Origin of the sequence: Streptomyces sp. NPDC046925 (genome assembly GCF_040644915.1) — a bacterium.
Taxonomy (GTDB): Bacteria; Actinomycetota; Actinomycetes; order Streptomycetales; family Streptomycetaceae; genus Streptomyces.
On sequence record NZ_JBEYWZ010000004.1, the window covers coordinates 282,770 to 298,060 of the forward strand.

Below are 15,291 nucleotides of genomic sequence, written 5' to 3' on the forward strand. Positions count from 1 at the left end.
CTGCATCTGAAATCGCTCGCCAGTGGAAGGTGCGTCAATTCCGGGGCGGCGTGCCGGCCGTGCTGCTGTGTGTGGGGGCCATCGGAGGGCACACCACGCCTGCGCGGCCGCTGGCCAAGGCGAGAAGACGGCCGCGCGTCGACGTCCGCGAAGTGTGACCATCGGGTGTCGGTCGCTTTCGGTGGGTGCTCGGAGGGGTGGCCTCACGTGTCCGGGTCGGCGTCGACGACGGTGTCACCGAAGGCGGCGGCGAGCGCCTTCGCGATCAGATCGGACAGTTCGGTCCGTCCGTCGTCCGCGGCCCAGCGCACCAACGCCGTGTGCATGGCGGCCAGGCAGGCGCTGGCCGCCGCGTTGGCTTGGAACGCCGTGTCGGGATCGGTGGCAGCGTCCCCGAGGGCGTCGACGATCGCCTGCTGGAGGGCGTACTGGTTGTCGAGGTGCTTGGCCCGCAAGGCCGGTGTCGCGAGCATGAGCCGGAGGCGGGCGAGGAGGAATTCTCTGTTCGCCGTCCGGTCGTTGCTGTGGTTGTCGCTGGTCAGTGTGGCGGCCGAGTCGATGAGCGCGCTGCCGATGCGGCGGACCAGGGGCTGCGCGGCGGGCGTTGCGGTGATCCGCTCGGCGACGAGCCGGCCGTTCTGGTCGAAGAGCACGAGGTCTTCCTTGGTGGGGAAGTGCCGGTAGACGGTCATGGGCGACACGCCTGCGGCTTCGGCCACGCCGGTCACGGTCGTGGCGTCGTAGCCGTGCTCGGTGAACAGCCGTACCGCATGCGCCTGAATGGCGCGCTGTGTCTCGGCTCGCCGTTGTTCTCGGAGGGTTGAGCGCTGGTCGGGCATGTGGTAGACCCTACCTCAGTGGTAGTGACTACCAGATTGGTAGTTCCTAACTTTCAGGGGTGGGTGAACATGAGTGACCTGACCGGCAGGACAGCTCTCGTGACGGGAGCATCGCGCGGCATCGGGCGGGCGACAGCGGCCCGGCTCGCGGCCAAGGGGGCAGTGGTCTGCGTGCATTTCGGCACGGACAAGGGCGGTGCGGCGGCGACGGTCGACGAGATCGAACGCAACGGTGGATCGGCATTCGCCGTCGGGGCGGAACTGGGCGCGGATGACGACGTCGAGACGCTCTTCGCGGGAGTCGAGGCAGGGCTGGCCGGGCGGCCGCTCGACATCCTGGTCAACAACGCGGCGGCTGCGCCGGCCGGTCCGATCGGAGCCACGACACGCAAGGAGTTCGACCACCTCTTCGCGGTGAACGTGCGGGCGCCGTACTTCATCATCCAGCGAGCGCTGCCCATGCTCCGCGACGGCGGCCGCATCATCACGATCTCGTCCGTGGCGACGCGCATGGCGAACCCGTCTCAGACGTCCTTCGCCATGACCAAGGGCGCGATCGAGACGATGAGCCTGACCCTGGCCAACGAACTCGGGGTCCGTGGCATCACCGTGAACGCGGTGGCCCCCGGCGCCACTCGGAGCGCGACCAATGGATCGTCGTTCGAAGCGCCGGGCCTGGCGGAACTCATCGCGGGCACGACGGCGCTCGACCGGCTGGGCAGGCCCGACGACGTCGCGGACATCGTCGCGTTCCTCGCCTCCGACGAGGGGCGCTGGATAACCGGGCAGGTCATCGACGCCAGCGGCGGACTGTTCCTCGGACCGCGCGCCGCATAGCCGAGGGCCGTTCAGCTCGGGCCGTGCCGCATTGCCGGGGACGGCGCGGCCGGGGCTGAACGACCTCGGAGGGTTGGCTCGTTGCGGCTATGGTGCTTGGCGTGCCGGGCCGCCGTGCGCGACAGAGGGCGCCCCGGCAAGCAGCCACCTCCAGCGGTGGCGCTCGGTGACGAGGGTGGTCACTGCCATCAGGGTCACGAGAACCGCCGCCCACGTCGGCCACACCAGCCACGAAGAGGTCACCGCCGCGACGAGCTGGAGCAGTACGAGGAGGATGGTGACCCAGCCCGGTACGGCGATGATCACGTTCGCCTTGTCGCCGGGGGTGGAGAAACAGGTGGGAAGACCGATCAGGAGCACCACGGACAGGGTCGCGAGGAGCCACGAGTGGTCGGCCAGCGCCCAGGGGGTAGCCACCCAGGCGACGAGTTCCACCGCGAAGCGCAGAGCGGACGCGACGCGGTCATCGGGTCGCGGCGAAACCGTATTCCCAGCAGTGTCGGACATCCCAGGACGATCTCACAGCAAGCGCTCAACAGCCAGACGACCAGGCACAGTTGCCGCCCAGGCTCCCTCACTCGCGGGAGTGGCTGCGAGGCCCGAGCAGGCCGAGTGCCATCAGCACGGTGACACAGAGGGTCATCCAGCCCATGAACGCGCCGCCGCCGTACAGCACCGCACCGGCCACCCGTGCTCCGGCCGCATGCGAGAGCACCCCCGCCACCACCGCTACGAGCAGCGACGATACGAAGGACAAGAGTGCGAGAAGTACCTGAACGGGGAAAGTGAGCCTCATCAGTCGATCCCTTCACGAAGGTGATCGACCAGTCGGCGGGCAGCCTCAGCTCGACCACCGCTTGCGGATGGCCTGCTGAGGCTCTGCGACGATTAGAGACTCATCGTGCTCATTGCCTGTCGAGACGGAAGCACTGTCCCCCATCGGACACGTCGCCAGTGCTTGTGGCTCTCGAATGAGCAACACAGAGCTTAGTGCGCGGAGTTGAGGTTCGCCCAGTATTCACGCGCGGACGATGAGCCGCGCGGACAGCCGAGTTGGGCCTTCCCTGTGGCCGACGGTCGGCTCTACGCTCCTCCCGTGGCCGTCAGCTCGTACCCAGGCGTCATCGCCGCTACCCGGGGGAGACCGTGGACGTCCCGACGTTGATCCTTCTGGGGGCGGCGGGCGGTCTGTTACGCGGGGCCCTGGACGTGTACACCCGCTTCGTGTCCTGGCAGGCCGACCGCCGCGCGCATCGGCAGCTGACCGCGTCAGGGGAAGTTCAGGGGGAAGCTCCGCAGTTCCAGGTGTACTTCGACCCGTCCGTCGACATCGCCGCCGCCGTCGTGCACAGCGTGATGGGCGCCGGGGCCGCGGTGCTGTTCGGCACCACGGGACAGATCAGCGGTGCGTACGCCGCCCTTGTCGTCGGACTGTCGGCGCCCATGCTGCTCACGCAACTCGGGCGCATCCAGACGGTCAACGAGGCGGTGACGGGCGAGCGGCCGCCGGCCGGGGCGACGGAGGCGGCCGCGCAGGCGGGGGGCCCTACGGGTGCCGAGGTCGGCGGCGGCGCGGACGCCTCGGGCACTCTCGGCACTCTCGGCGTCCCGAGTGCCGCAGCCCCCGTAGGCCAACCTGCCTTCCCGCTCCGGACGGAGCCCGCACCCGCACCCTCCGCGAACCCGACGGAGCCCCTACCCGCACCCTCCGCGGACCCGGCGGTCCCGGAGCCCCCGGCGCGGCCGACGCCCTCGCCCGGACCGCCGCTCCCGACCGCCCACGCGCGCACGCCGGAGCCCGCGGGCGGCGAAGCCCCGGACGAGGGAACGCGACTACCGGACCCCACTCGGCCCGGGGACACCACCCTCCCCGCGAGCCCGGCCGACGGAACGGGACCTGGCCTCGACGGCCCGGACGCGCCACGATGGCGGCAGCGGCCGGCGATCGGTGAGGAGGGACTGTGAACTCAGCTCCGCACCTGCTGAACGAGGACCGCCCGGAGTACGAGCAGATCCTCGACGACGCCTTGCGCGAGGTTCCCCGCCGACCGGAACTGGCCAATACGGGCCAACTGCTCAGCGCGGAGCAACTGCGCACCATAGCGCTGCACGCTAGCGCCGTGATCGCGAGCGCCGCGGCGACCGAGTACGAGCACTATGTGCGGGTCCGTGAAGAACTCCGCAGCTCGGGCGTCCCGTACACGTCCGTAAGAAGCAGGCGCCCGTCCTCCGGCTTGGCCTCTGCCGCCGGTTCCGCCTCCTCGGACACCGGCCCGGCGGCCACCGGCCAGCCTGCCCCGACAGGCCGGGGCCGTCGGTTCGGCGCTGCCGTACTGGGTTCCGGACGAGCGGGCAGGCGCCGGGGCAGCGAGGGAATCGCTCCGCAGCGATGGGCCGCGATGTCCTACGGCCGCCGTCTGCTGGCAGCGCTGATCGGGCTACGCGTACGCCCCGAACCACTGCGCGTACGCCCCGAATCCCAGGGTGCACGCCCCGAACCATGGACGGGAGCACCGACGCCGCGTTCGCCCGGGCAGTCGGGGGATGTCCGCCCGCCCGCTCGCCCCCGGCCGGGGAGAGGCGAGTCACCGGCACCCCAAGAAGACGATTCGGCGGGAGCCGGGGCGTTCGCCGTCTTTGCCGTGCTCGCCCCCCTTCTCTCCGGATCCGCCGCGGTGATCTTCTTCCTCGTCGGCCTCGTCCTGAAGATGTTCCGCGCCGAGTCGGCTGTCGCCGGAACCATGATCAATGCTGGCTGGCTGTTCGGAGCCGTGGCCGTGGCCACGGTCGTCGTCTGCGTGACCGTTCTGCTGGTCACGGCAGTGCGCCGCCGTGACCAGACGGCCGAGGAGGACGCGGGCCACCGCGAGAGCGAGGAGGTGGAGCGCGCCAGAGATGCCTGGCGGCATGCACTCCTGGAACGCGGCATCATGCCTTTCCTGCGCGAGGCGCTCGACCCTGCCGCGGCAGGCGCGCGCTCGACCTCCGCTCCCGCTCCCAGCGGCCGCCTGCCGTCTCTCGGCTACCACCGCCCGAACTTCGCGGCCCCCGACGACCGCCCCGACGCGGATTCGTCCCCCCGCCCCAGTTACACCAGCCCGGACTTCACGAGCCCGGACTTCGGAGGCCCTGAACACCAGCCGGACTGACGTGTCCCCAGGTCACCCAGCGCCGGATCCCGGCCGGGCTGATCAGCCTGCCGCTGGCCCTGGCCGGGTGGTCAGCGCCGGACACGGCGCGAAGACCGCCCGCCCCTCGCGCACCGCGATCCTGCTGGCCTTCGGCGCCGGCGCCGCCATCGCCCTGCACCTGGTCTTCCTGCACCAGGCACCCCCGGACAGCGGCGTCGCCGCGAGCCGGGCGGCACAGGGCTGGCGCATGCCGTTGCGAACACACGGTGCGGGCCCCGCTGGTGGCTGGGACCGCCATCGAGGACGGATGCGTGGCATGTCCTCGATGGCGGTGTCGATGGCCTGGTCGGCGGCTAGCTCAGATGCCGGGTCAAGAACCGGGCCGCAGCGTCTCCCGCGGACTGCGGGACGCCGGTGTGCCCGCCCATATTGGCGTGCAGGGACTTCTCCTTGGAGTCGAAGGCGTCGAACAGGTCCAGGGCCGCCTGCCGGTCATTGCCTTCGTCGTCCCACTGCAGCAGGACGTGCAGCGGAATGGTGACCTGGCGTGCCTCCTCGTACATGACGCGTGGCACGAAGCTCCCCGCGAACAGAACGGCGGCCGCGATGCGCGGCTCGACCAGCGCCAGCCGGACGCCGATGGAGATCACTCCCCCCGAGTACCCGAAGGGGCCACCGATTTCGGGCAGTTCAAGGAGGGCGTCCAGGAGGGACTGCCATTCCGGGACCGCCTGGTCGACCAGCGGCAGGATGAGAGCGTCGACGATCTCGTCGCTGACCGGCTCGCCTGCCTGCAGCGCCTGGCGGAGGTCGGCGCGGGCCTGCTCAGCGGCGGCCCACCGGGGCCGGTCGCCACTGCCGGGCAGCTCGATGGTGGCCGCGGCGAAACCGTCTGCCGCACACTGGCGGGCCCGGGCCGCCAGCCGGGAGTGCATCTTGTGCAGCCCGAGGGGAGGGTGGCCGAGCAGGATCAGCGGAACCGGAGCGGATGCGGATGCCGACCCGGGTGTCCAGAGGATGCCGGGGATCTCGCCGAGGGTGATTTCGCGTTCGAGGACGCCGTCGTCGAGGCGTTGTTCAGAAGTGAAGTGCATGGTCGTGCCTTTCGGGAGCGCGTGGAAACGGCGCTCCCGGACGACCTGCCTATCGTCCGACCGTGACCCCGCAGGGGAGCACCCATGTCAATACTGTGTTCACGGGTACCACCTCCTGTATCTCTCGCACGGCCTCCGGCAGATTAGCAGCGGTCACCGCGGCCGGCCCAACGGTTTTCCTGAGGCGGCAGCGGGGTCGGCCCATCGGGTCATTCCGCGGTGTCGCGCTGGTGTTGGTCGTAGCCGTCGCGATGGGTGAGGACCTCCTCCATGTTGCCCTCGGCCCATTCCTTGATCCCCCGCATGACTCCCTGGAGCGAGCGGCCGAGGTCGGTCAGTTCGTACGTGACGGTGACGGGCACTGTGGGCGTCACCGTCCTGGTCACCATCCCGTCGCGCTCGAGTGAACGCAGCGTCTGCGTCAGCATTTTCTGGCTCACGCCCGAGATCCGGCGTGCCAGCTCGGAGAAGCGCATGGGCCGCGGTGCGTCGCTCACGGCGGCCCCCGGACACGGGCCGTCGCCGCCCAGGGCGGCGAGCACCAGGGCGACCCACTTGTCGGAGATCCGCTCCAGGAGTTGGCGGCTGGGACATGCCGCGAGGAACGCGTCGTACTCCGCTTTGGCCACGGCTCGCCGCTGGGAGGCGGTGCTGGTCGGCATAGCTGATCTCTTCCGCTCGGTGACTTACGCACTTCCAGGTGCCTACTTACCAACAGGAAGCAGGTGACTCCATGCTGGTCCTGCACCACAGCGAAGGCAAGACCACCTCACCAGGCATGCACGAAGGAGCAGATGACGATGAACGAGATGACGACGACCCCTCAGGTGACCTCCCGGCGAGCGGTGGTCCGCGTGCCGTCTGGGCCCCGGTCGATCGAGATCGTCGAGGCGCCGGTGGCGGAGCCGGGGCCTGCGGAGATCCGCGTCAAGATTGCCGCCGCGGCGATCAACCCGGTCGACCTGGGCGTGGCCGGGGGCGTCTTCCACCAGCTCGGAATGGTCGACCAACCCGACTACACCGGGCTCGGCTGGGACTTCGCGGGCACGGTCGACGCCGTGGGGCCCGGCGTCGAGCTGCGGGTCGGTACCCGTGTCGCCGGGTTTATCGACGGCTTCGACCGCGACCAGGGATCGCACGCCGAGCACCTCGTCGTCCCCGCCGCGAACGCCGCCGTCGTACCGGACGGCCTGGACCTGGTCGAGGCCGCGGCGGTGCCGCTCAATGCCACCGCCGCGGCCCAACTCGTCGACCTTCTCGGCGAGGCGTCGGGTGAGGCCCGGCGCTTGCTGGTGACGGGCGCGGCCGGAGCGGTGGGCGCGTACGTCGCCGTACTGGCCCGCGACCGCGGCTGGCAGGTGACCGGGATGGCCCGAGCGGCCGACGAGCCGTTCGTGCGAGGTCTGGGCGTCGACTTCGCCACCGATTTCGGGCAGAACTGGGATGCCGTAGCCGACGCTGGCGCCCTGCAGGAGAACGCCCTGCGGGCGGTGCGTGACGGCGGCCGTTTCGTCGGCGTGCAACCGGCCTCGCGGCTTCCCGAGGAGCGCGGCATCACCGTCGAGGTTCTGTTCGCCCATCCCGACGGTGCGCTCCTGGCCCCGCTGCTCGCCCGGGTGACGGCGGGGGAACTGCCGGCCCGCGTCCACGCCGTCACGCCGCTCGACGACGCAGCCGGTGCCTACCAGGCCATGGCGAAGGGCGGCGTCCGCGGCCGGATCGTACTCGTGCCCTGACAGTGCGGACGTCGTCTCGCGCCGCGGGCCGCAATCGCACAGGCCCGCAGCCCGGTCGAAGTCTTCCCGGGTCCGGCGGATCGGCGGTCGATGTACCCGCCGCCGACCAACCGCGGGAAGCAATCAGTGAGGCAGCCGTGCACTACGGTGCCGTGCACTACGGTGGCGCTACGCCCACGCGCCCGGCCGGTCGCCGACAGCCGCCGGCCGGAACCAGTTGGAGCCCGAGAGCATGACCGACCCGACTGAGGATCCACGCTTCCCCCAGAACCGCGATCCGGCCTCCGCTCCCCGGCGATCCGCATGCCCGGTGCAGCCTGTGCCCGCCGGCTCCGGCGGGAGCCCCGGTTACCTGATCACCGGCTACACGGAAGCCAGAGCGGCCCTCAACGACCCCCGGCTCTCGAAAGACACCGCTGCCTTCTTCGCGGGCAAGGGATCACGGCGCCGCCTGCACCCGGCGGTCGCGCGGAGCATGCTGGCCAGCGACCCGCCCCAGCACACCCGGCTGCGCAAGCTGGTGACCGGTGCCTTCACGACCGGCGCCGTCAGCGAACTGCGTCCCTTCATCGCCCGGGTCACCGACGACCTGTTGCAACAGTGGCCCGCAGGCGAGCGGTTCGACCTGGTGGCCGGACTGGCGGTGCCGCTGCCGGTCATCGTGATCTGCGAACTGCTCGGAGTTCCGCAGACCGACCGCTCCGATGTCCGGCGCTGGTCGGCGGAGCTGTTCGCGGCGGGAGAGCCGGACGTCATCGACGCGGCCTCGCATGCGCTGGCCGACTACATGACGGCCCTCATCGCCGCCAAGCGCCAGAACCCCGGCAGCACGCTTCTTGACCGGCTTATCTCGGCTCGCGACGGAGACGATCACCTGAGCGAGGACGAACTGGTCTCCCTGGCCGTGCTGTTGCTCGTGGCCGGACACGAGACCACGACCAACGCCCTGGGCAACGCCGTCCTGGCGCTGCTCCAGCACCCGGCCGAACTGGAACGCCTCCGCGAGGATCCCGACGCCGTCGCCTCCGCACTGGACGAACTGCTGCGGTTCGACTCCCCGGTCAGCACGGCCACCTTCCGCTTCACCACCCGGGCCATCACGCTGGGCGGCACCGACATCCCGGCCGGGGCCCCGGTCATGGTCGCTCTCGGGGCAGCCAACCGGGACCCGGCGCGCTTCCCCGCGCCCGACCTGCTCGACCCGGACCGAGACGCCGCCGCGCACCTCAGCTTCGGCCACGGCATCCACCGCTGCGTCGGCGCGCCCCTCGCCCGGGCCGAACTGGAGATCGCCCTGCGAGCGGTGCTGACCCGCTTCCCCGGCATCCGCCTTGCGGTGCCGCCGGAACAACTGATCTGGCGCCGCACCCGCCTCGTCCGCGGCCTCACCTCGCTTCCTGTCCTGGCGTAGCGGCTGGTTGGGCCCGCGGGCCCTGCGGCGTCAGCCGGTGACCAGTTCCCGGCTCAGGACGTGTTCGACCAGGGAGATCAGGACGTCCTTGCCGGATTCACGGTCGCGTACGTCGCAGAGCAGGACGGGGGTGTCCGGGTTGAGGTCGAGTGCGCGGGCGACCGCGTCCGGGGTGTGGCTGCGGATCCCGTCGAAGCAGTTGACGGCGACGATGAAGGGGATGCCGCGGCTCTCGAAGTAGTCCACGGCGGGGAAACAGTCCGCGAGCCGGCGGGTGTCGGCGAGGACGACCGCACCCAGGCAGCCGGTGGCCAACTCGTCCCACACGAACCAGAACCGGTCCTGGCCGGGCGTGCCGAACAGGTACAGGGCGAGGTTGTCGCGCAGGGAGATGCGGCCGAAGTCCATGGCGACCGTGGTCGTGGTCTTGGTGGACACCCCCTCCAGGCTGTCGACGGGGCGCGAGGCTTCGGTGAGGGGTTCCTCGGTGCGCAGGGGGCGGATCTCGCTGACCGACTCCACCAGCGTGGTCTTCCCGACGCCGAAGCCGCCGGCGATCAGGAGCTTGAGCGCGGTGAAGTCGGCGGGCGCCGAATGCCGCGTGCGGTAGTGCCGGTCAGAGTGCGCGGAGGCCATTGATCACTTCTCGCAGGAGGTGGGCGGGGGGACGTTCTGTCCCGGTGGCGGTGGACTCGGGCGGCGTGATGTGGATCAGGCCCTGCGCCGTGAGGTCGCCGAGCAGGACCCGTACGACGCCCAGGGGCAGCCCCGAGTCGGACGCGAGGTCCGCGACGGGGCGCGGGCCCCCGGCGCACTGGGCCAGCAGTGCGCGCTGCTCGGGCGGGAGCGGGCCGCGCGGGGTGGCGGCGGTGGGCCGGACGATCGCCATCAGGTCGACGCGCTCGGCGCCGTTGTCCGTACGGGCGCGACCGGCCGTCATGGCGTAGAGCCGGACCAGGGGGCCTGCCTCGTCGTCGTAACGGTCGGCCCAGGCTTCGGCGAAGCGATCGCCGTCGCCGCCCCGTTGGCGGTGGGGTGGCCGGACGGTCATGAGGCATCGCCGTCCGGCGTGGGCGTGTCGTCGCGCCGCGCGGGCACGGCCAGGTGTTCGTGCACCCGGTCGACCAGCAGGGCCATCTCGTAGGCCACCAGGCCGATGTCGGCGTGCCCGTCGGTGAACACGGCGATGCACGAGCCGTCGCCCGCGGCGATCACGAAGAGGAAGCCGCCCTGCAGCTCGATCATGGTCTGGACGACGCCGCCCGCGTCGAAGTGCCGGCCCGCCCCCTTGGCCAGGGAGTGGAAGCCGGAGGCGATGGCGGCGAAGCGCTCGGACTCGTCGCGGCCCATGCCGTGCGAGGCGCCGACGCACAGGCCGTCGGTGGACAGCATCACCGCGTAGCGCACCTCCGCGACACGGTCGACGAGGTCGTCGAGGAGCCAGTCGATGCCGCCCGCGCCGTGGTCGTCGCTGTGTTCGCCCACGGAAGTGACGGAGTAGGTCGGCGTCATCGGTCAGTAAGCCCTTCGTCGTTCGCTGCGTGGTCGTGGGGCGAGGAGCCCGGGCCGGCGGGGCCTGCCGGTTCGTCGCGGGCGGCCGAGGCGCGGCGCCGGCCGGAGCGCAGCGACGCCATGGTGGCGCGGGCGGCTTCCGGGGAGCGGACGGCCGGGCCCGGGGCGGGGTGCGGTCCCGTTCCCGCGTCCTCGTCGGTGCGCAGTTCGGGCGCGAGGCTGGCCTGGCGCACCCGGCGCGGCAGTCCGTCCTCCGTGTCCGGTGCGCCGGTGGAGCGCGTGTCGGGCGCGGGCGCGGCCTCGGGGCGCTGGGGTGCGGCGGTCGGGGTCTCCGGTTGCCGGGGCAGGGCGTGCCGGGCGCGGCCGGGGAGTTGGCGGGGCGCCGGGTCAGCGTGCGGGAGGCGGGGCGATGTTTCGGCTGCGGCGGCCGGTCGCAGGCCGTGATGCCGCTGGGCGGGGATGCGCCCGACGGTTGCCTCAGGGGACGGGGCCGGGGCCGGGCCGGGCTCCACTGCGCGGGGCGGTTCGGGCTCCGGCAGGGGCCGCAGGCCCGGGTGCGGGGCCTGCAGGAGCTGCTGGGGCAGGAAGACGACGGCGGTGATGCCCCCGTAGACCGAGCGGCGCAGCGTCACGTCGACGTGCTGGCGCTCGGCGAGACGGTTGACCACGAACAGACCCAGCTGGCGCGAGTCGAGCAGGTCGACGTCCGCCGCCCGGATCTTCTCGTTGGCGGCGGCGAGCGCCTCGTCGCCCATGCCGAGCCCGCGGTCCTCGATCTCCAGGACCGCGCCCGCCCCGACCTCCTCGGCGCGTACCACCACGGGGGTGTGCGGCGGCGAGTAGGAGGCGGCGTTCTCGGTGAGTTCGGCCACGAGGTGGATGAGGTCGGCGACCGCCGAGCCGGACAGGCGCAGGTCGGGGATGTCGTGGAGCTGGACGCGCTCGATGTCCGCGGTCTCGGCGATGCCCGCGCGCACGGCGTCGATCAGCGGGACCGGGTTGCGCCAGGCGCGGCCGGGCGCGGAACCGGAGAGGATCAGCAGGGACTCGGCGTGACGGCGCATCCGTGTCGTCAGGTGGTCCAGGCGGAAGAGGTCCTCCAGGTCGGTGGGGTTCTCGGTGCGGCGCTCCATGGTGTCCAGGAGTTCCAGCTGCCGGTGCAGAAGGAGTTGGCTGCGGCGGGCAAGGCTGACGTAGACGCCGGAGACGCCCGTCAGGACGGCGGCGCGGCCCTCGACGGCGCGCAGCGCGGCGCGTTGCACCGTGGTCAGCGCCGCACCGACCTGGCCGATCTCGTCGCGGACCGGTTCCTTCGAGAGCGGCGCCTCCTGCTCCAGGTCCAGGCCGTCGCCGCCGTGGATGCGGCGGATGGCGGCCGGCAGGCGGTGGGCGGCGAGTTCCAGCGCGGAGTTGCGCAGTCCGGTCAGGTCGTCGACGAGGCCGCGTCCGATGCGTACGGACAGCAGCAGCGAGAGGACCACACCGAACAGGCCCAGGAGGACGGCGAGGCCGGAACTGCCCAGGTTCGCCAGGGAGTACGGCTTGGCGGCGACGCCCGTGTCGATCGCGCCCCGCTCGGCGCCGGCCAGCCCGGACAGGGTGGGGCCGGCGACGGAGCGCCAGTGCTCGGCGGACACCGCGGCGGCGGCACCGGAGGGACCGGCGGCAAGGACGTCGTCCTGGGCGGTGGCCAGGCCGTCGCCGGCGGGGGAGTCGAGCACCTTGCGGTAGGCGGCGGCGTCATCGGACCGCAGGTCGGAGACCGCCGCGTCGGCGAAGGCGCGCTGCGCGGCGACGTCGCCGACGAACGTGCGGTAGGGGGCCGCTGCCATGGTCCCGCTCGCCTGCGCCGCGCCGAGCACGGCGTCCTGGCGGCTCAACGCCTCACGGGAGCGGGCCAGTTCGAGCACGGTACGGGTGTCGGATGCGCGGTCGGGCTGATCGGCGCCCGCGACCCCGGAGCGGACCGCGAACGCCCGCTCGACGGCCTTGCCGTAGTCGGAGAGCACGGCGGCGGCGCTGCGCGGGCTCTCCCGCCGCTCACCGAGCGCCCCGGCGCTCGCGAGCAGAGAGCGGACGCGGCCGGGCAGGGCGGAGTCGAGGGACGCGAGGTCGGTGCTGCTGGAGCGGACGCCCGCGCGCAGTGCCGTGACGGCTTTGTCCGTACGGGCCTGCGCGGACTCGAAGTCGTCGCGGGCACTGCCGCCGGGCGCGGCCTGGTACCTCAGGGCCGCGGCCCGCTCGTCCTGCGCCGCGGAGGTGAACCGGGCGACGGGCCGCACCAGGGTCGTGTTGATCTGGCGCAGCTGCTCGGTGGCCGAGACCTGCGAGGCGGTGGTGACGGCGGCGTGTCCCCACAGGGCCATCAGCGACAGGACCGGCACGGTCAGCAGGGTGACGACCTTCGCGCGGATCGATTTGGGGCGCCAGCGTTGTGGCACCAGAGGGCGTACGGGCATGACGAAGGGGCTCCTTGGCGGTGCAGGAGTACGGGGGCGCGGCGCGCCGGGCGTCGGCCCCCGGGGGAACGCGGGGCGCGCCGACGTGGATGAACCAGGCGCGCGCCGCGGTGGGGAGAGGAAGGATGGGGGCCGAAGCGGCCCGGCCGCGGTCAGGTGAGCGGCAGTTCGACCTCGTGCAGCGGACGGGCCGCGGCCTCGCTCTCGGCGCGCTCACGCGCCGTGGGGGACAGCGCGACGAACGCACAGGTCAAGAAGAGGAACGAGCCGAGCACCACGGCGAGCGGCAGGATGAAGGCGGTGGCGCTGGCGCCCTGCAGGGGCGCGGTGCCGGCATGCACGTCCACCGTGACGGCGGCCATGCCCGTGTAGTGCATGCTGCTCACCGCCAGGCCCATCACGAGCGAGGCGACGGCCGCGACGACCGGCCCCCGTACGGCCAGCGCGGCCCACAGGGCGGCGGAGGCGGCGGCGATCGCGATGAAGACGGAGAGGGCGACGAGCGCGGGATCGTACGCAATCGATCCGTTGAGCTGGACGGCGGCCATGCCGATGTAGTGCATCGCGGCAACGCCGAGTCCCGTGCCGATGCCGCCGAGCACGATGGAGCGCGCCCGGGAGTTGCCGTAGCCGGCGGTGAAGACGCCCGCGCCGACGACGGCGATGGCGACGACCAGGCTGAGCAGGGTCAGCGGGATGTCGTAGCGGATCGCCGTGCCCTCGGCGGTGTAGCCGAGCATCGCGATGAAGTGCATGGTCCAGATGCCGGCGCCGATGGCGACGGAGGCGCTGATCAGCCAGTTCCGCTTGGACCGCCCCCTGGCTGCCAGCGCGCGCACGGTGCAGCGCAGACCCAGCGCGGCACCGACGACGGCCATGGCGTACGACAGGACCGGAGTGGCCCAGCCTCCTGCCATGTGGTGCATGTGACCCACGGGATTCCTCTCACTTGATGTGTCGGCCCCCCGGCGACCGGGGACGCTAGCACGCAGTGGATCTCCTGCCAGGAGGCATGAATTCCGCTTCTTGTGAGGGTTACCGAACAGTAAAGCCCGAGTTCACGGGCCTGCACGCACATAGGTCCATCACGGATCGCACACATAGGTGCGACTCTTGTCACGCCGCGTATCGAACCCCTTGCGACACCGGGGGCGACACGCCCAGTTCCGGATATCCGGGACATGGCGGTGCAGCTTCCCCCGTCTTCCCTCCCCGCCAACATGCTCGACGCCGGGCGATGAGCAGCACAGCCCCTGCTACGGTGCGCCGATGTCATCGGTCAAGCAGTTCCAGGTCACCTTCGACTGCGCGGAGCCCGCGCGCCTCGCCGGCTTCTGGTGCGAGGTGTTGGGGTACGTCACTCCGGCGATCCCCGAGGGGTTTGCCACGTGGGAGGACTACCACCGCTCGCAGCCACCCGAGCAGAGCGCCTACTTCGCCTGCAGTGACCCCACGGGCGTGGGCCCGCGCCTGCTCTTCCAGCGCGTGCCCGAAGGAAAGGTCGTCAAGAACCGGGTGCACCTGTGCGTACGGGCCGGCACCGGACTCGTCGGCGATGAGCGCCTCGCCACGCTGGAGGCCGAGCGCGCACGACTGGCCGCGCTCGGCGCCGTACACGTGCGGACGCTGCTCGCCGACGAGGACAACGAGTCCTGCATCGTGATGCAGGACATCGAGGGCAACGAGTTCTGTCTCGACTGAGCCTGCCCCGCGATGACCGGATCCGGCGCCGACCGGGCGGCGGTTGGCGCCGACGAGGGACTGGAGTCCTCGGTGCCGGTCAGGGCACGAGGACGACGGAGTTGATCGGTGTCATGTCGTACGGCAGCGATTCGCCCGTCGCACGGACCACGCCGGAACAGCTGGTGCCGTTGTACCCGAAACAGACCTGGAAGCCCGCGCCGCCGGTCTGGTAGTGGGCCAGCACGCGATGGCCGGTGACGTTCGACAAGTTGTGGGAGCCGTAGCTGTAGAAGATGTTCCTGCTCAGGATGGTGCCGTTCGTCTCGCGAATGCAGAGTGCCCCGCTGGGGCAGGGAGTCGCCGCATGAGCCCCTGGCGCTGCGGCAATTCCGGTCCCGGCGGCGAGTGCCAGGCTCACCGCGATCATTGTGGTCTTGCGCATCGTTTGTCCCCCCGGGTCCTGATGGGCAGCTCCGGTATGGAGCACCTCACGAGGATCCAGTAATGCGCCCCGTGCTGACAGCACGACTTCCGCCAATGTGGTCGTCAGCCCAGGACGCCGGAGGTGTTCAGGCCGGATCCGGTCGGT

General features: G+C 71.6%; 16 protein-coding genes and 2 pseudogenes. 7 read left to right on the plus strand and 11 right to left on the minus strand.

Annotated elements, in window-relative coordinates; genetic code table 11:
- Window positions 1-203: 203 nt before the first annotated feature.
- Entirely contained in the window at window positions 204-839 is a 636-nt protein-coding gene (locus ABZ906_RS19680) for a helix-turn-helix domain-containing protein (RefSeq protein ID WP_361383992.1), read from the minus strand.
- A 69-nt stretch (window positions 840-908) separates the two neighbouring features.
- Here ABZ906_RS19680 and ABZ906_RS19685 point away from each other — a divergent pair, with 69 nt between their 5' ends.
- Window positions 909-1,676 (plus strand): SDR family oxidoreductase, encoded by a 768-nt coding sequence (locus ABZ906_RS19685; protein WP_361383995.1) that lies wholly within the window; start codon window positions 909-911, stop codon window positions 1,674-1,676.
- An 87-nt stretch (window positions 1,677-1,763) separates the two neighbouring features.
- Here ABZ906_RS19685 and ABZ906_RS19690 read toward each other — a convergent pair whose 3' ends face one another.
- Window positions 1,764-2,183, minus strand: coding sequence for a hypothetical protein (locus ABZ906_RS19690; RefSeq protein ID WP_361383998.1), 420 nt, complete (start codon window positions 2,181-2,183; stop codon window positions 1,764-1,766).
- A 67-nt stretch (window positions 2,184-2,250) separates the two neighbouring features.
- On the minus strand, window positions 2,251-2,433 hold the full coding sequence (locus ABZ906_RS19695; RefSeq protein WP_361187366.1) for a hypothetical protein: 183 nt from the start codon (window positions 2,431-2,433) through the stop codon (window positions 2,251-2,253).
- Window positions 2,434-2,822: 389 nt separating this feature from the next.
- Here ABZ906_RS19695 and ABZ906_RS19700 point away from each other — a divergent pair, with 389 nt between their 5' ends.
- The 3 genes and pseudogenes from ABZ906_RS19700 to ABZ906_RS19710 all read left to right on the plus strand — a co-directional run.
- On the plus strand, window positions 2,823-3,641 hold the full coding sequence (locus ABZ906_RS19700; protein WP_361384001.1) for a hypothetical protein: 819 nt from the start codon (window positions 2,823-2,825) through the stop codon (window positions 3,639-3,641).
- Window positions 3,638-3,859: pseudogene (locus ABZ906_RS19705) on the plus strand (hypothetical protein); the annotation flags it as partial. The gene ABZ906_RS19700 and the pseudogene ABZ906_RS19705, both read left to right, overlap by 4 nt.
- A gap of 1,001 nt (window positions 3,860-4,860) precedes the next feature.
- A pseudogene (locus ABZ906_RS19710) lies at window positions 4,861-5,027 on the plus strand (EamA family transporter); the annotation flags it as partial.
- A 133-nt stretch (window positions 5,028-5,160) separates the two neighbouring features.
- On the opposite strand, the gene ABZ906_RS19715 reads toward ABZ906_RS19710, so the two are convergent.
- Both ABZ906_RS19715 and ABZ906_RS19720 read right to left on the minus strand, forming a co-directional pair.
- On the minus strand, window positions 5,161-5,901 hold the full coding sequence (locus tag ABZ906_RS19715; RefSeq protein ID WP_361384004.1) for an alpha/beta hydrolase: 741 nt from the start codon (window positions 5,899-5,901) through the stop codon (window positions 5,161-5,163).
- Window positions 5,902-6,110: 209 nt separating this feature from the next.
- Window positions 6,111-6,563, minus strand: a complete 453-nt coding sequence (locus ABZ906_RS19720) for a helix-turn-helix domain-containing protein (RefSeq protein ID WP_361384007.1) — start codon at window positions 6,561-6,563, stop codon at window positions 6,111-6,113.
- A 138-nt stretch (window positions 6,564-6,701) separates the two neighbouring features.
- Between ABZ906_RS19720 and ABZ906_RS19725 the strand changes: the two genes are divergently transcribed.
- Both ABZ906_RS19725 and ABZ906_RS19730 read left to right on the plus strand, forming a co-directional pair.
- Entirely contained in the window at window positions 6,702-7,637 is a 936-nt protein-coding gene (locus ABZ906_RS19725) for a zinc-binding dehydrogenase (RefSeq protein WP_361384010.1), read from the plus strand.
- Window positions 7,638-7,869: 232 nt separating this feature from the next.
- Window positions 7,870-9,048: a cytochrome P450 gene (locus tag ABZ906_RS19730; RefSeq protein ID WP_361384013.1), complete on the plus strand. Its 1,179-nt coding sequence runs from the start codon at window positions 7,870-7,872 to the stop codon at window positions 9,046-9,048.
- Window positions 9,049-9,078: 30 nt separating this feature from the next.
- Here ABZ906_RS19730 and ABZ906_RS19735 read toward each other — a convergent pair whose 3' ends face one another.
- The 5 genes from ABZ906_RS19735 to ABZ906_RS19755 all read right to left on the minus strand — a co-directional run bounded on the left by ABZ906_RS19735 (window position 9,079) and on the right by ABZ906_RS19755 (window position 13,954).
- Window positions 9,079-9,684: an ATP/GTP-binding protein gene (locus ABZ906_RS19735; RefSeq protein ID WP_361187347.1), complete on the minus strand. Its 606-nt coding sequence runs from the start codon at window positions 9,682-9,684 to the stop codon at window positions 9,079-9,081.
- The gene (locus ABZ906_RS19740) at window positions 9,665-10,099 is read right to left on the minus strand and encodes a DUF742 domain-containing protein (protein WP_361384016.1); all 435 of its coding nucleotides are present in this window, start codon (window positions 10,097-10,099) and stop codon (window positions 9,665-9,667) included. The genes ABZ906_RS19735 and ABZ906_RS19740 overlap by 20 nt, the downstream gene beginning before the upstream one ends.
- A complete protein-coding gene (locus ABZ906_RS19745) occupies window positions 10,096-10,560 on the minus strand; it encodes a roadblock/LC7 domain-containing protein (protein ID WP_361384019.1) in 465 nt (154 codons plus the stop codon). Before ABZ906_RS19745 ends, ABZ906_RS19740 begins: the two co-directional genes overlap by 4 nt.
- Window positions 10,557-13,019, minus strand: a complete 2,463-nt coding sequence (locus ABZ906_RS19750; RefSeq protein WP_361384022.1) for a nitrate- and nitrite sensing domain-containing protein — start codon at window positions 13,017-13,019, stop codon at window positions 10,557-10,559. Before ABZ906_RS19750 ends, ABZ906_RS19745 begins: the two co-directional genes overlap by 4 nt.
- Window positions 13,020-13,171: 152 nt before the next feature.
- Window positions 13,172-13,954, minus strand: coding sequence for an MHYT domain-containing protein (locus ABZ906_RS19755; protein ID WP_361384025.1), 783 nt, complete (start codon window positions 13,952-13,954; stop codon window positions 13,172-13,174).
- A gap of 334 nt (window positions 13,955-14,288) precedes the next feature.
- Here ABZ906_RS19755 and ABZ906_RS19760 point away from each other — a divergent pair, with 334 nt between their 5' ends.
- On the plus strand, window positions 14,289-14,720 hold the full coding sequence (locus ABZ906_RS19760; protein WP_361187336.1) for a VOC family protein: 432 nt from the start codon (window positions 14,289-14,291) through the stop codon (window positions 14,718-14,720).
- 79 nt (window positions 14,721-14,799) lie between these two features.
- Here the strand turns inward: ABZ906_RS19760 and ABZ906_RS19765 are convergent, their stop codons facing one another.
- The gene (locus tag ABZ906_RS19765; RefSeq protein ID WP_361187333.1) at window positions 14,800-15,144 is read right to left on the minus strand and encodes a hypothetical protein; all 345 of its coding nucleotides are present in this window, start codon (window positions 15,142-15,144) and stop codon (window positions 14,800-14,802) included.
- Window positions 15,145-15,291 lie beyond the last annotated feature (147 nt).

What these genes read in the sequence shown, in the direction of transcription:
- ABZ906_RS19740 (WP_361384016.1), bottom strand. Translation starts at nt 10,099, where the DNA reads ATGACCGTCCGGCCACCCCACCGCCAACGGGGCGGCGACGGCGATCGC.
- ABZ906_RS19745 (WP_361384019.1), bottom strand. Translation starts at nt 10,560, where the DNA reads ATGACGCCGACCTACTCCGTCACTTCCGTGGGCGAACACAGCGACGAC.
- ABZ906_RS19715 (WP_361384004.1), bottom strand. Translation starts at nt 5,901, where the DNA reads ATGCACTTCACTTCTGAACAACGCCTCGACGACGGCGTCCTCGAACGC.
- ABZ906_RS19685 (WP_361383995.1), top strand. Translation starts at nt 909, where the DNA reads ATGAGTGACCTGACCGGCAGGACAGCTCTCGTGACGGGAGCATCGCGC.
- ABZ906_RS19765 (WP_361187333.1), bottom strand. Translation starts at nt 15,144, where the DNA reads ATGCGCAAGACCACAATGATCGCGGTGAGCCTGGCACTCGCCGCCGGG.
- ABZ906_RS19730 (WP_361384013.1), top strand. Translation starts at nt 7,870, where the DNA reads ATGACCGACCCGACTGAGGATCCACGCTTCCCCCAGAACCGCGATCCG.
- ABZ906_RS19760 (WP_361187336.1), top strand. Translation starts at nt 14,289, where the DNA reads ATGTCATCGGTCAAGCAGTTCCAGGTCACCTTCGACTGCGCGGAGCCC.
- ABZ906_RS19735 (WP_361187347.1), bottom strand. Translation starts at nt 9,684, where the DNA reads ATGGCCTCCGCGCACTCTGACCGGCACTACCGCACGCGGCATTCGGCG.
- ABZ906_RS19750 (WP_361384022.1), bottom strand. Translation starts at nt 13,019, where the DNA reads ATGCCCGTACGCCCTCTGGTGCCACAACGCTGGCGCCCCAAATCGATC.
- ABZ906_RS19725 (WP_361384010.1), top strand. Translation starts at nt 6,702, where the DNA reads ATGAACGAGATGACGACGACCCCTCAGGTGACCTCCCGGCGAGCGGTG.
- ABZ906_RS19720 (WP_361384007.1), bottom strand. Translation starts at nt 6,563, where the DNA reads ATGCCGACCAGCACCGCCTCCCAGCGGCGAGCCGTGGCCAAAGCGGAG.
- ABZ906_RS19690 (WP_361383998.1), bottom strand. Translation starts at nt 2,183, where the DNA reads ATGTCCGACACTGCTGGGAATACGGTTTCGCCGCGACCCGATGACCGC.
- ABZ906_RS19680 (WP_361383992.1), bottom strand. Translation starts at nt 839, where the DNA reads ATGCCCGACCAGCGCTCAACCCTCCGAGAACAACGGCGAGCCGAGACA.